Annotated in this window: 11 protein-coding genes, 1 tRNA gene and 1 other RNA gene; 5 read left to right on the top strand and 8 right to left on the bottom strand. The window is 68.6% G+C overall.

Features of this window, described 5'->3' with window-relative positions; genetic code table 11:
* Positions 1-6 precede the first annotated feature (6 nt).
* Entirely contained in the window at positions 7-1425 is a 1419-nt protein-coding gene (locus ACWGJ2_RS15425; RefSeq protein WP_453346587.1) for a restriction endonuclease subunit S, read from the top strand.
* Positions 1422-3044, top strand: coding sequence for a type I restriction-modification system subunit M (locus tag ACWGJ2_RS15420; RefSeq protein WP_453346586.1), 1623 nt, complete (start codon positions 1422-1424; stop codon positions 3042-3044). The genes ACWGJ2_RS15425 and ACWGJ2_RS15420 overlap by 4 nt, the downstream gene beginning before the upstream one ends.
* Before the next feature lie 18 nt (positions 3045-3062).
* Here ACWGJ2_RS15420 and ACWGJ2_RS15415 read toward each other — a convergent pair whose 3' ends face one another.
* The 3 genes from ACWGJ2_RS15415 to ACWGJ2_RS15405 form a co-directional block, all read right to left on the bottom strand.
* Positions 3063-4010 carry a hypothetical protein gene (locus ACWGJ2_RS15415; protein ID WP_453346585.1) on the bottom strand — a complete coding sequence of 316 codons (948 nt, stop codon included), beginning with the start codon at positions 4008-4010 and terminating at the stop codon, positions 3063-3065.
* 255 nt (positions 4011-4265) lie between these two features.
* Positions 4266-4445: a DUF397 domain-containing protein gene (locus ACWGJ2_RS15410; protein ID WP_453346584.1), complete on the bottom strand. Its 180-nt coding sequence runs from the start codon at positions 4443-4445 to the stop codon at positions 4266-4268.
* Positions 4442-5254 carry a helix-turn-helix domain-containing protein gene (locus tag ACWGJ2_RS15405; protein ID WP_453346583.1) on the bottom strand — a complete coding sequence of 271 codons (813 nt, stop codon included), beginning with the start codon at positions 5252-5254 and terminating at the stop codon, positions 4442-4444. The genes ACWGJ2_RS15410 and ACWGJ2_RS15405 overlap by 4 nt, the downstream gene beginning before the upstream one ends.
* Positions 5255-5520: 266 nt before the next feature.
* Here ACWGJ2_RS15405 and ACWGJ2_RS15400 point away from each other — a divergent pair, with 266 nt between their 5' ends.
* Both ACWGJ2_RS15400 and ACWGJ2_RS15395 read left to right on the top strand, forming a co-directional pair.
* Positions 5521-6177 (top strand): hypothetical protein, encoded by a 657-nt coding sequence (locus ACWGJ2_RS15400; RefSeq protein WP_453346582.1) that lies wholly within the window; start codon positions 5521-5523, stop codon positions 6175-6177.
* A gap of 84 nt (positions 6178-6261) precedes the next feature.
* Positions 6262-8400 carry an AIPR family protein gene (locus tag ACWGJ2_RS15395; protein WP_453346581.1) on the top strand — a complete coding sequence of 713 codons (2139 nt, stop codon included), beginning with the start codon at positions 6262-6264 and terminating at the stop codon, positions 8398-8400.
* A gap of 71 nt (positions 8401-8471) precedes the next feature.
* On the opposite strand, the gene ACWGJ2_RS15390 is transcribed toward ACWGJ2_RS15395, so the two are convergent.
* The 5 genes from ACWGJ2_RS15390 to ffs all read right to left on the bottom strand — a co-directional run bounded on the left by ACWGJ2_RS15390 (position 8472) and on the right by ffs (position 13356).
* Positions 8472-9140: a DUF5063 domain-containing protein gene (locus ACWGJ2_RS15390; RefSeq protein ID WP_453346580.1), complete on the bottom strand. Its 669-nt coding sequence runs from the start codon at positions 9138-9140 to the stop codon at positions 8472-8474.
* Positions 9133-9732 carry a recombination mediator RecR gene (gene recR / locus ACWGJ2_RS15385; protein ID WP_453346579.1) on the bottom strand — a complete coding sequence of 200 codons (600 nt, stop codon included), beginning with the start codon at positions 9730-9732 and terminating at the stop codon, positions 9133-9135. Before recR ends, ACWGJ2_RS15390 begins: the two co-directional genes overlap by 8 nt.
* A gap of 305 nt (positions 9733-10037) precedes the next feature.
* Complete coding sequence (locus tag ACWGJ2_RS15380; protein WP_453346578.1) at positions 10038-10379, bottom strand: YbaB/EbfC family nucleoid-associated protein; 342 nt, start codon at positions 10377-10379, stop codon at positions 10038-10040.
* 213 nt (positions 10380-10592) lie between these two features.
* A complete protein-coding gene (locus ACWGJ2_RS15375) occupies positions 10593-13061 on the bottom strand; it encodes a DNA polymerase III subunit gamma and tau (RefSeq protein ID WP_453346577.1) in 2469 nt (822 codons plus the stop codon).
* Between the two features lie 196 nt (positions 13062-13257).
* Positions 13258-13356, bottom strand: an RNA gene (ffs, locus tag ACWGJ2_RS15370) — signal recognition particle sRNA small type.
* A 140-nt stretch (positions 13357-13496) separates the two neighbouring features.
* Here ffs and ACWGJ2_RS15365 point away from each other — a divergent pair.
* Positions 13497-13581 (top strand) — tRNA-Ser (locus ACWGJ2_RS15365).
* Positions 13582-13730 lie beyond the last annotated feature (149 nt).

Here is a 13730-nt window from a genome sequence, read left to right as displayed (position 1 = left end):
GGGGACGTGGCGGGGACGGAGCTGCCGGAGGGGTGGGCTTGGGCGACGCTTGGGGATCTTGCAGAATACATCAATGGGCGCGGTTTCAAGAAGGCGGAGTGGTCGACATCCGGACGCCCAATCATCCGTATCCAGAACCTCACTGGATCTAGCGAATCTTTCAATTATTTCCCTGGACCGCTTGAAGACAAGCACATCGTGCAGCCCGGAGATTTGCTGGTCTCTTGGGCCGCTTCTCTGGGGGTCTACATCTGGAGTGGCCCCGAGGCTGCACTGAACCAGCACATCTTTAAAGTCACCCCCTTCATCGACAAAAAATTCTTGCGGCATTTGATCGACTATCAACTCAAGAACATCACGGGCTCCACTCACGGCTCAGGAATGGTTCACGTAACGCGAAATAAATTCGATGAACTACCGGTGGCAATCCCGCCGCTCGCCGAGCAGTCCCGAATCGTTGAATCCCTTGAAGGCCACCTGTCACACCTTGATGCGACAGAAAAAACCATGGCCGAATCCCGCCACCGTATTGCATCTCTACGAAAGTCACTGCTCGCCAAGATCATCCCACAGCCACTTCCCCCTTCATGGGAAGTCACGACCGTGGGCGAAGCGGGAAGTATTGATTTGGGGCGTCAGCGCCACCCAGATTGGCACAATGGGCCAGAAATGCACCCATACCTAAGGGTGGCCAATGTATTCGAAGATCGCATTGACGATTCCGACGTCATGGAAATGGATTTTTCAGGGATTTTCAATAGGTACAAGCTTCACCCTGGCGACATCCTTCTCAACGAAGGACAGAGCCCACATCTAGTCGGCCGACCCGCGATGTACCGCGGTTTCCCCAAGAACGTCGCCTTCACTAACAGTCTGCTTCGATTCAGGGCGCGAGAAGATGTGCTACCTGAATGGGCCCTCCTTGTTTTCCGACGCCATTTGCACACTGGACGCTTCATGCAAGAGGTGCGCATCACAACAAACATCGCGCACCTCTCGGCGAAACGCCTGAAATCCGTAGAGTTCCCGATCCCGCTGCTAGAAGAACAACAGCGATTGGTAACCGTTTGCCAGGAGCAGCTAAGAGGCGCTGATGCATTCGACGCAGAGGTTTCGAAAGCGAGCATCCGCTCTCAACACCTGCGCCGCGCCCTCCTCCACCACGCCTTCACCGGCCGTCTCGTCCCCCAGGACCCCGCCGACGAGCCCGCCTCCGTCCTCCTGGCCCGTATTCAGGAGGAGCGTGCCGCGCAGGCGAAGGTGAAGCCGAAGCGGGCGCGGCGGGCTCCCGCCAAGCGAACCGCGAGCGCAGGGGGGCCGCCGCCCGCCGCGTCGTCGGCGCCGCTTCCCACGCACGCCGTGCAGCCGACGTTCGACGTATTTCAGGACGAGCCCGAGACCAAGCCCCAGGACGCTGACCAGTGACGACCTACGCCCCCGCCCACACCCCCCAGCAGCACGCACAGACCAGCACGCTGGTCGCGAAGCTCTGGAACTATTGCAACGTCCTGCGTGACAACGGGCTGTCCACCATCGAATACGTCGAGCAGCTTTCCTACTTGCTCTTCCTGAAGATGGCCGACGAGATCGCCGACGACCCTTTCACCGAGGAAGAGGCCACCCCCGTCGTCCCGAAGGGCTACGACTGGAAGTCGCTCGCTTCCAAAAAGGGGCACGCTCTCGAAGAGCATTACCGTGCCATCCTCGAACACCTCAAGGGCGACAGCAAAACCACTCTCGGCACCATTTTCGCCAAGGCCCAGAACCGCATCACCGAGCCGTCCCTGCTCGAAAAGCTCGTCGTCGATCTGATCGGCAAGGAAGACTGGACGATCCAGGGCACGGACCTGAAGGGCGACGCGTACGAGGGACTGCTGGCCAAGGGCGCGGAGGACACCAAGACCGGTTCCGGTCAGTACTTCACCCCTCGCCCCCTCATCGACGCGATCGTGGACGTCATGCGACCCCAGGCCGACGACACGATCGCGGACCCGGCCTGCGGTACGGGCGGCTTCCTCATCGCCGCACACCACTACATCCGTCAGAACCGCATGAAGGACCTGACCCGCGAGCAGCGCCTCGACCTCAGCAAGAGGGGCAAGATCGCGGGTACCGAACTGGTCACCGGTACCGCCCGTCTCGCCGCTATGAACATGCTGCTGCACGGCATCGGCGACAGTCAGGGTGAAAGCCTCATCACCGTCGCCGACGCTCTCGCGAACAAGCCGGGCAGCCACTATTCCCTCGTGCTCGCGAACCCGCCTTTCGGACGGAAGTCCGCGATCACCGTGATCGGTACGGACGGCCAAGTCGACCGCGAGGACATCTCCTACAACCGCGACGATTTCCGCGCCACCACCACCAACAAGCAGCTCAATTTCCTCCAGCACATCATGTCGATGCTGGAGACGAACGGTCGAGCTGCGGTCGTCCTTCCCGACAACGTCCTCTTCGAGGGCGGCGCCGGCGAGAAAATCCGCCGACGCCTTCTCCTGGATTTCAACCTTCACACGATCCTGCGTCTACCAACCGGCATCTTCTACGCGGGCGGGGTCAAGGCGAACGTCCTCTTCTTCGAGAAGAAGACCCCTCGCGGCGATGACCATCCGAACACGGAAAAGCTGTGGGTCTACGACTTCCGTACGGCCAAGCATTTCACGCTCAAGCAGCGCCAGCTCCGTCGAGTGGACCTGGACGACTTCGTCAAGGCCTATAAGCCGACCGACGACAAGCGCCCCCACGGCGACCGCGAGGAGACCGAGGACGAGCGCTTCAAGTGCTTCACCTATGAAGAGCTGATCGCCCGCGACAAGGTCAACCTCGACCTCTCGTGGATGAAGGACCCGGCTCTTGACGACGCCGACAGTCTTCTTCCCCCGGAGGTCATCGCTCAGGAGATCGTGCAGGACCTCCAGGCCGCGCTGAACGAGTTCGCCGCGATCGCCGAGGCCCTCGGCGGCGAGGTCCCGGCGATCGACGCGCAGGCCACGGAGATCACAGAAGTCACGGAGACCGTCGAGGGGACGGGCGGCGAGACCGTCTGAGGAATCAGCCCCGCACGGTCACGCCAGACGCGGGCGCGGCCCCGTACGGAGACGGCGTGGGGCCAGGTCAGCCCGTACTCGGGCGGCCCAGCTCCGGACCTCCTCGCGGGAGAGGCCGTCGCGCTGTGAGGACCGGTAGGCGGGTTTCCCACGGCAGGAGCGGCACATGCCGTCGGGGAGGGATTCCGTGGTGCCGGGACGGCCGCAGTCGATGCACTCCGGACGGAGTCGTACGGGCGGCGCGGGCTTCCGTACCGGAGCCGCCGGTACGGGCGGCAGCTTGGCCCTGAGCCGCTTCCGCAGCAGACCCACAGGGCTGTGGACAACGGGTGGGAGACCGGCCGCCATCGCGTACGTGAACCGTTCCGTATCCGCGTCCCGGGCCAGCCACTCCCCGGCCTGCCCTTCCAGCTCCGCGCACTCCGTCGCCGAGAGGACGAGGCGGGGGTCGCGGTGTCCGAGGGCGGCGAGTGCCTCGTACGCATCGGTGCGCCGAGGTGCGGAGACGGGGGCAGGAGCAGGGGCAGACGGCGCAGGAGCGGGGGCAGGCGCAGGGGCGGGAGCGGACGGCTGGCGTTCGTCCAGGAAGTCCGACCACCACTGGTCATCCCGTGCGGTACGCGAGAAGTACGTCCGCGTCACGTGCTGCGGAAGCCCTTCCCCCGCGCGCCCGCCGACCCGGCGCAGATGCCCCGCGCAGGACAGCTCGCGTAACGCGGAACGGCATGCCTGCTGGCCGTAGTGGGGCTGGGACTTGGAGAGGGTCTTCACGTCGATGGCGGCGCCCTCGGGGAGCCGGTCGATGAACGCCGCGAGATACGCCGCGCGCTTCGGGAGATGGACGAAGTCGGACTGTGAGGGCGCGGGCTGCGGCTGCCCGGTGTCGGGGGTGCGCTTGCCGAACCCCAGCTTGGCCATGGGAGGTGCGGGCGTGGCGAGGGCAGCGTTAAAGTCTTCGGAAGCCATCAAGTCAATGTCCTGACTCTGGTGGTGAGACCCCGGCCGGTGTTGCTGCACCGCGCCGGGGTTGTTTGTCTGCGGGAACGCTAACCACACGACGTAACCCTCTGCAACGGCGCGCGACGCCGCCAAGCGCGCCCCCTGGCCTCGCGCTTGGGGTGGGTGGGCGGGATAAGTCCCACCACCCATTCCTCAGAAAAAGCGCTCGGGGTTGGGGGCCCGCAGCCCGACGCTCGGGCCCCCGCGCGTTCCCTTACGGGCTCAGCGCGCCGCCAGCGCGACGAACGCCTCCCACGCCTCCGGCGACACCGCGAACCGCGGCCCCGCCACAACCTTCGAGTCCCGCACGTGCACGGCGCTCGGCGCTTGGGCCACCTCGACGCAAGCACCGCCCTCGCCGCTGCTGTAGCTGGACTTGAACCATGCCAGACCGTCGTTCATAGCTCTCCCAACGTCGTCCGCAGCAGGCTCAGCGAGTCTTCAGGCGTCAGAGCCTGCGAACGCAGCATTGCATAGCGCTGGTTGAGAACGCTGACGACTTCGGGGTCGGAAATCAGAACGCTTCCCTTCTGGACTTCGGAGTAGGCAAGGCGACGCTGATCGGTTGTTTCAACGACGTACATCGGCCCCGCCAGCCCTACGTGGGTCTCGCGTCGGGTCGGCATGACCTGCACTTCGACGTGACGCATCTCCGCGATCTCCACCAACCGCGCGATCTGCTCCCGCATGACCTCCCGTCCGCCGATCCAACGGTGCAGCATGGCCTCTTCGATCACGGCGCTGATCATCGGCGTAGGAGTACGGGACAGCAGCGCTTGGCGCTCCAGTCTCGCCGCGAGCCGCCGTTCGATCTCGTCGTCGTCCAGTCGCGGGTACTCGTTGAGGAACACCGCCCGCCCGTACTCCTCCGTCTGGAACAGCCCCGGCACCACATGGTTCTCGTACAGGCCCAGCGAGGCAGCGTCCGCCTCGTACTCGACGTACTCCTCGAACCAGTCGGGGAATCTACTGACGACGATCTTGTCCGCCGCGTCCTGGAGGAACGGGCCCGCCCCGCACAGGTCCTCCGCCGCGCGGATCACCGTGACAGGCGGCTTTCGCAAGCCGCGCTCGACCGCGCTGACCATCTCGGGGGAGTAGCCGCTCTCCTCACCGAGCTGTTCGCGGCTCACCCCGGCCCGCGTCCGCCACATCTTCAACTGACTGCCGAACATCCGCATCGTCGCGGACGGCCGTTCCTTCTTCGCCACCGACTCCCGCCTCTCTCCTGCTCACCCCGCGTTCATCACCTTGTGTGAGCGCACCGTCACGCAGGAGGCTACTGACGTGCGCACCCTGTGTACGCGGAGATCGGAGAAGCGGACAGGTACGGGACGCGTACACCCTTGACTGTCCCCGTCCGGTCCCCGGAGCCTGAACGGTCGGCGCGGCGGCGAAACGCGTCGTACCTGGCCGTACGGCCGGTTTTCGACGCGAGCACGAGCTTCGCGAACGAGCAGGAGCAAGGAAAGACCGCATGCCGATCGCCCCGCCGCAGACACGACAGTTCCAGTCCTTCCAGACCAACCTCGAATACGCCCGCAAGCTGATCGCGGCGGGCGAGAGCCTCCAGGGACTCCAGCCCGGCGCCCTGGACATCACCGATCTCTACCGCGCGGCCTGGGTGCAGGCCGTCAGCGCGACGGACCACTGGCTGCACGAGGAACTCTTCCGGCGGGTGGAGGAACTGGCGGCCGACCCGGAAGCGGACCTTCCCGCCCAGTTGCGGCGCTTCGAGCTTCCCCTGTCCGTCATCGAGGCCGTACGGCGCGAGGAACGGACCATGGCCGACGCGGTGCTGCACCATGTCCGGGCCAAGTGGGCTTTCGCGTCCCTCCACAACCCGCGCAAGATCGCCGAGGCGTACAAGCTCGTCAGCGACATCGACCTGTGGCAGAAGGTCGCCGTCCGGATGAACGGCTGGAACCAGAACCGCACGAACTTCAGCAGCCAGACCGTACGGAAGCGTTTCTCGGCCGTCATCGAGCGCCGGAACAAGATCGCGCATCACGCGGACCTTGAGGACGGCGACCTGAAGCAGCGCCGCCCGATCACCGCAGCCGACGCGAACGAGGCCGTGAACTGGCTGGAGCGCGTGGTCCTGGCCGTGGCGAAAGTGCTGGACGACAACTAAGCGGACGACGTGGCGCATCCCCGCCGATAATCTGATGCGTTCGACGCAGCACGGATCACGGGGCACGAGAGCGGTGGGTGGAGCGTGACACCAGAAGAAGCACAACGGCAGATCGGGCGGCTGAGGGCGTTCCTGAAGCGGCACTACGGCTCGCTGATCAGCACCGAGGACCTCGAAGGCAGGCACGAGGACCCGGAGCGCAGCTTCCTCAGCCGGGCCCAGGCGGCGCTCACGCTGGAGATGGTGGCGAACCTCACACCCGAACAGGCCGCGGCCTCCGTCACCGACGACTTCAAGGACCGGGGTATGGATGCCATCGGCATCGACACCAGCGCCCGCGCGCCTCGCATCGTCGTGGCCCAGTCGAAGTGGAAGACCGGCTCGAAGTCACTCAGTGAACGCGACGTCCTGGCCTGGAAGGAAGGGCTGGAGCTGCTGCTCGCGGACAAGTACGACCGCCTGAACGACCGTATCCGGGCCCGCCGTACGGAGATCTCCGCCGCTCTGCACTCCTACGGCGCCCGCATCACGCTGGTCCCCGTACTGCCCAGCACCACGGATCTCCCAGGCCCCGTCAGCGACGCCATCCAGAATCTGTGCGACGACTTCAACGAGGACCGGAACGACGAGGCGTTCCAGTGGGTACCCCTCAAGCTCGGCGAGATGATCGGGCACCTCGACCTGTCCACCGAGCCGTCACGACCGACGCTGCACGCCCATCTCAGCGGCGCCACCTGGCATCCGGGTCCGGAGAAGGCCATCCACGGGACCGTCAGCGGAACCACCGTCGCCGAGTGGTTCGACGACAAGCGGTACGACCTCTTCCTCCGCAATGTGCGCAACCCGCTCGGTATGACCGACGTCAACCAGGAGATCGTCACCACCATCCTGGAACAGCCGGAACGATTCTGGTACCTGAACCACGGCATCACGGTCTCCTGCGACCGCATCATCAGCAGTCCCCGCGGCAGCGACGTGGAGCTGACCGCCGCCAGCATCATCGACGGCGCCCAGACCGTCGCCTCCCTGTATCACGCCTACCGGCAGGCGCCCGATTTCGTGGACAGAGTGCGACTACGCGCGGTCTTCGTGTCCTCCGAGGGGGCGGAACCGGCTTTCGTGCGCCAGCTCGTGCGGGGCAAGAACCGGCAGAACGGGACCGAAGCTCAGGACTTCGTCGCCGACCAGCCCGAGCAGGCACAACTACGGAAGGACTTCGCCGCACTGCTGGGCAAGACGTACGTGCTGCGGCGCGGCGAGCAGGCGCCCGCCGAGTCCGAGGGCTGCGGACTGCTGGAGGCGGCACGCGCACTCGCGTGCGCGCACGGCAACCCCGTCTTCGCCCACCGTGCCGCCGAGCCGTGGAAGCTGTGGGCCGAGGAGACCTACCCCGAGGTGTTCACGCCAAAGACGGACGTCTTCCGGATCTGGCGCGCGGTGCAGGCGCTGCGGGCCTGCACCACCGCGCTGGCCGCCATCCGCAAGGGACTGCGAGGCCGTGCGGCTGCCGTGGCCGACAACGGTACCTATCTCGTCACCCACCTGGTCCTTCGGCAGCACAAGGGGTGGGAGAGGTACTCGGAGGACGAGTGGCGGGCGCTGGAGGAGTCCCTGCCCGCCCTCGTCGACAGGACGCTGCGCTGGGCCCTGCACCACATCGACAACTCCGACGAGCGGTCGATCTACATCGGCGCCCTCTTCAGCAACGAGCGGCGCTTCGTAGCCCTGGCCCGGCGCGCCGAAGCGTCCCTGGAGGGCGGTACAGGGATCCCGGAGCAGGCGGCGGAGAACGGCGGCGGTTCCGATACGGGTGAGCCGGAGCTGGCACCCGCTTACCTGCTCAAGGCGCCGAAGAAACAGCCGTTCGCCTCCCACATCCTGGTGGACAACGACGCCATCGCCAACGGCACCGTCCTGGAGTTCACGCCCAAGTCGGCCCGGGAGCGCGCCGCCCTCTCGGAGTGGCTGGCGGAGGACCCCCGACGGGGACGTGCCACCTGGGTCAACAGCCGCAGCCGCTACCTGCTCTGGGAGATGGACGGTCAGCGGTACTCCGCGAACAGCCTCTACAAGCAGATGTTCCACTCCGCCGGCGCGGCGGAACCCGGCCCCAAGCAGGCCACAGCGCTGTGGAACGTACCGGGTCGCGGCTCACTCGCCGACCTGGCCAGTCGGCTGGTACGCCAGCAGAACGAGGACACCCTCGCCTCTCCGGAGCAGTAGATCCCGGAGAGGCGAGCAGGGGGCTGGGCGGTCAGAGCCAGTGGGTACGGGCGGCTACGCCCGGCCCCGCCTCACGCCTGCCCCTGCTTCATGCCCAGGGGGACGCCGATCTCGGCGGCCATCACCGCGCCCGCCTCGGCCTCCAGCTCGCTGTCGTCCGGGGTGGCGTTGCTGTCGGTGTCCAGGCCGTCGAGTTCGTCGAGCGGGGTGTCGAGGCGTACGTGCGCGACCAGCGACTGGAGGGCGCGCAGCGCGGCGGAGGCGGTGGGGCCCCAGTTCGACAGGTAGGAGAACTGCCACCACCACATGGCCTCGCTGACCCGGCCCGCGCGGTAGTGCGCCATGCCGTGCCGCAGGTCGGTGACCACGTCGGCGAGGTCGTCGGAGATCCGGCAGGCGACGGGCGCCGTGCGCGGCACGTACGGGTCGAAGACCTCGGAGTAGACGTCCACCGGCTCCAGCAGAGCGGCCAGCCGCATGCGCATCTCGTCGACGTCCGGCTCCGGGCCGATGTCCGGCTCGTAGCGTTCGTCGGGAACGATGTCCTCGTGCGCGCCCAGCCTGCCGCCCGCGAGGAGGAGTTGGGAGACCTCCAGGAGCAGATAAGGGATCGCACTGTCCGGTTCGTCACCCTTGGCGACCTCGGCGACCGCGACGATGAAACTCTCGACCTGGTCGGCGATCTGCACCTCGAAGTCGTTCGGGTCGTCCTTGATGGCGTTCAGCGTGGCGTCAGACATCGAGCAACCTTCTCCCCTCGAAGGCCCGCCCCAGCGTGACCTCGTCGGCGTACTCCAGATCGCCCCCTACGGGGAGGCCGCTGGCAAGGCGGGTCACCTTGAGACCCATCGCCGAGACCATGCGCGCGAGGTACGTCGCTGTCGCCTCGCCCTCCAGGTTGGGGTCCGTGGCAAGGATCAGCTCGGTGACGGTGCCGTCAGCGAGCCTGGTCATCAGCTCCCGTATCCGCAGATCGTCGGGGCCGACGCCCTCGATGGGGCTGATGGCCCCGCCGAGTACGTGATAGCGCCCGCGGAACTCGCGGGTCCGCTCGATCGCGACGACGTCCTTGGGCTCCTCGACCACACAGATGACCGAGGGATCCCGCCTCGGGTCGAGACAGACCCGGCACTGCTCCTCCTGCGCCACGTTGCCGCAGACACCGCAGAACCGGACCTTCTCCTTGACCTCGGTGAGCGCGTGCGCGAGGCGCCGGACGTCCGTCGGCTCGGCCTGGAGGATGTGGAAGGCGATCCGCTGCGCGCTCTTGGGACCGACGCCGGGCAGCCTGCCCAACTCGTCGATGAGGTCCTGGACCACGCCTTCGTACACGGATGCTCCCGTTTCTTCCGCTGGCTCTGCTCTACGAACCGTAGTTGCCCGCGCCCCCCGCCACCAGCTACCGGCGGTTCTGTCCTCCCGGCCCTCGCCGCCCCCGGAACGTGACGTCCCGGCGCCGGGCGGGACCTGTCCGGCTCCGCCCGGCCGTGACCAGCCCCGACCGGACCGGACCAGTCCTGTCCGGTCTCGTCCGATCCAGGCCGACCCCGTCAGGTCCCGACGGGGATCCCGGCGGGGTCCCGGCGGGTCCTGTCAGGCCCGGGCAGGTCCCGTCAGGTCCCGCCCGGGACGTCGGATCAGAACGGGAGGCCCGGCATCCCGCCGCCGCCCAGGCCCTGGGCGAGGGGGCCGAGCTTCTGCTGCTGCAACTCCTGCGCGCTGGCGTTCGCGTCGCGCACGGCGGCGAGCACGAGGTCGGCCAGCGTCTCGGTGTCCTCGGGATCCACCGCCTTCGGGTCGATGACCAGGCCCTTCAGCTCACCGGCCCCGGTCACCGTCGCCTTGACGAGACCTCCGCCCGCCGACCCCTCCACGGGGGTCTCGGCCAGCTCCTCCTGAGCCGCGGCGAGGTCCTGCTGCATCTTCTGTGCCTGTTGCAGCAACTGCTGCATATCGGGCTGGCCACCACCGGGAATCACGACTTGGCTCCTGGCTCGTCGACAATGTCTTGCTCGGCTTGCTCGGCCCGAGCCTACGTGGTCGCCGACGCCTCCGCCGTCCTGATCCCGCCATGGGCACACGCGGGAGGTACGGGCTCGTCACGGGGCCGTACGGGTGGCCGGGGTGACCGTCAGGGAGCCGCCGTCAGGGGGCCAGGCCGACGGGCGCGCCCGCTCGCCGCCTCCGGGCCCTCACTCGTGGTGGAACTCCTCTATCACCGTCGCACCCAGCTCCCGCACGATCAGATCGTGGCCGGAGAGCGCCGACTCGTCGAGATCGGGATCGTCCTCGGCAGGCATGTCGTCCTCGAGGCCCGCGTACGCCCCCTGGGAGGACGCCCCGGAGGAGCGGGGCTCGGCGACCGTGGACGTGCCGGACATGGCGGCGGACGAGCCCGTAGCGGACTCGGACCACTCGGACCGGCCGCCGGGCGGGGGCGCGTCCGAGGCCGCCTGTGCCGTGGCCAGCGCCTGCCGTGCGGAGGCGGCACCACCACCGCCACCACCGCCGCCGCCGCCGCTGTCCTGCGGGGGCGGGGCCTGGGGCGGCTGGGCCTGGGGCGCGGGCGCGGAGGGCGGCGGGCCCTGGTCGGGCTGGGGCGGACGCGGGCTCGCGGGGCCCGCGCCGGGGCCGCCGCCCGGACCGCCGAAGCCGCCGCCGTAGCCGCCGCCGGAACCGGGACCGGAGCCTCCGCTGCCGCCGCCCGGGGAGGAGACGCCACCGGAGGGATCGACGATCGCCTCGACCTTCCACTGCACGCCGAGCGCGTCGCTCAACGCCTGCCGCAGCACGTCCTCGCTGCCGCCGTTGGCGAAGCTGTCGCGCGCGCCCGCGTTGGAGAACCCGATCTGGAGCGTCGTGCCGTCGAAGCCCGCCACCTGCGCGTTCTGGCTGAGCAGGATCCAGGTGAAGCGGCGACGGTTCTTGACCGCCTCCAGGATGTTCGGCCACATGTTCCGCACCTGGGCCGCGCCCTGCGACGGGTCCTGGCCGCCGCCCCGCTGGCCCGACGACGCCGGAGCGGCGGGGGCGGGAGCGGGGGCCTGCGGCTGCGGCTGCGGCGGCTGAGCCGGTGCAGGGGCGGGGGCCTGAGCCTGGGCCCCTGCCGACGGTGCGGGTGCGGGCTGCGCCCCCTCGCTGCCGGGCCAGGCACCGGGCCGACGGGTCTGCTCGCCGCCCCCGCCGGGAGCGGTGCCACCTGGCCAGGCGCCGGGGCGGCGCCCCTCGTCGGCCGGCGCGGACGACGCGGGCTGCGGGGGCTGCGCAGGAGGCATGGGCGGCGGTGCGGCCTCGGACGGTGCCGGAGCGGCGGGCGCCGGACCACCAGCACCCGCACCCGCACCCGCACCCGCACCCGCGCCGTCGACGGGCCCAGGGGGCGTCGCCGGGCCGGGAACGGGCGCGCCCCCGCCCTGGAACGCACCGGGCCCAACTGCCGCCGGGCCGGGACCGGGCCCAGGACCGGGGGCGCCCTGTCCGCCGCCGCCCAGCCCGGAGAGGGCCGCGCCGCGCTCCAGCCGGTCGAGGCGCGCCTGGACGGACCGCTCGTCCCCGTACGTCGCGGGCAACAGCACCCGCGCGCAGATCAGCTCCAGTTGCAGACGCGGCGACGTCGCCCCGCGCATCTCCGTCAGCCCCGAGTTCACGAGATCAGCGGCGCGGCTCAGCTCGGCGGGGCCAAAAACCGACGCCTGGGCCTGCATGCGCTCGACCACGTCGTCCGGGGCCTCGATGAGCCCCTTCTCCATGGCGTCAGGGACGGCGGCGAGGATCACCAGATCCCGCAGCCGCTCCAGCAGATCGGCGACGAAGCGGCGCGGATCGTGCCCGCCCTCGATGACGCGGTCCACGATCTCGAAGGCCCGCGCGCCGTCGCCCGCGGCGAACGCGTCCACCACGTCGTCAAGGAGGGCGCTGTCCGTGTAGCCGAGCAGAGCCGTGGCCATGGCATATGTCACACCGTCGTCGCCCGCGCCCGCGAGGAGCTGGTCCATGACGGACATCGAGTCACGCACGGAACCGGCACCGGCCCGGACGGCGAGGGGCAGCACCGCGTCGTCGACGGGGATCGCCTCCCGCTCGCACACCGCCGCGAGGTGATCGCGCAGCGTGCCGGGCGGGACGAGGCGGAACGGATAGTGGTGCGTACGCGAGCGGATCGTGCCGATGACCTTCTCGGGCTCCGTCGTCGCGAAGATGAACTTCAGGTGCTCCGGCGGCTCCTCGACGACCTTCAGCAGGGCGTTGAAGCCCGCCGAGGTGACCATGTGGGCCTCGTCGACGATATAGATCTTGTACCGGCTGGAGGCGGGGCCGAAGAACGCCTTCTCGCGCAGCTCACGGGCGTCGTCCACACCGCCGTGCGAGGCCGCGTCGATCTCGATGACGTCGATGGAACCCGGGCCGCCCCGCGCGAGGTCCTGGCACGACTGGCACTCGCCGCACGGCGTGGGCGTCGGCCCCTGCTCGCAGTTGAGACAGCGGGCGAGGATGCGCGCGCTGGTCGTCTTGCCGCAGCCGCGGGGGCCGCTGAAGAGATACGCGTGATTGACGCGGTTGTTGCGCAGCGCCTGCTGCAAAGGGTCGGTGACATGCTCTTGCCCGATGACCTCGGCGAAGGTCTCGGGGCGATAGCGGCGGTACAGGGCGAGGGACGACACAACAACGACGATATCGGGGACCGCTGACAAGTGGTTTCGGTCACAGCGATACGCGGGAGCGGACCGTGGTACGCGAGGCGGCCGGGACGGCTTCCGGATGCGTCACACGTCACACCGGCGACGTACGCGCACCACTGCCGTACCGCTTCCCGCGCCGCGAGGGCCCCGGGAACCCGGAGCGCCCGACGTCCCGCAGAACGCAAGCGCCCCTCACGCACCCGCCAGAGCCCTCCTACCCTTGCTGCCTTCCGGCCCTGGGGGAGTTCAGAGAGATAGCGCCACGTGAGGGGCTGCGCCCACCTTACCCGATCCCCGCCGCGCGAACCGAACGCGGACCCCCTCCACCCCACCTCCGGACCACCCCCGAACCCGTTCCGGTTCGCGACCCCGGATCGAGTTCGCGAGCACCCCTCAACGTCTTGTAGTGTTTGCGGCGGAGGATTCGCCTAGTGGCCTAGGGCGCACGCTTGGAAAGCGTGTTGGGGGCAACCCCTCACGAGTTCGAATCTCGTATCCTCCGCCCAGCCTCACCGGGCTGAACGAAGGGCCCCACCGCTCCGGCGGTGGGGCCCTTCGTAGTTGGTGGTCTCAGTTGCCGCCGGCCAGTGCCCCGACCGCTCGGGATCCGGCCCACCGCAGGCTCGCGCTGGACCGGACGCGAGCGGGCCG

Source organism: Streptomyces sp. NPDC054796, from assembly GCF_053611545.1.
Note: the sequence above shows the minus strand (reverse complement) of the source record. Positions and strands in the feature narration are given on the sequence as shown.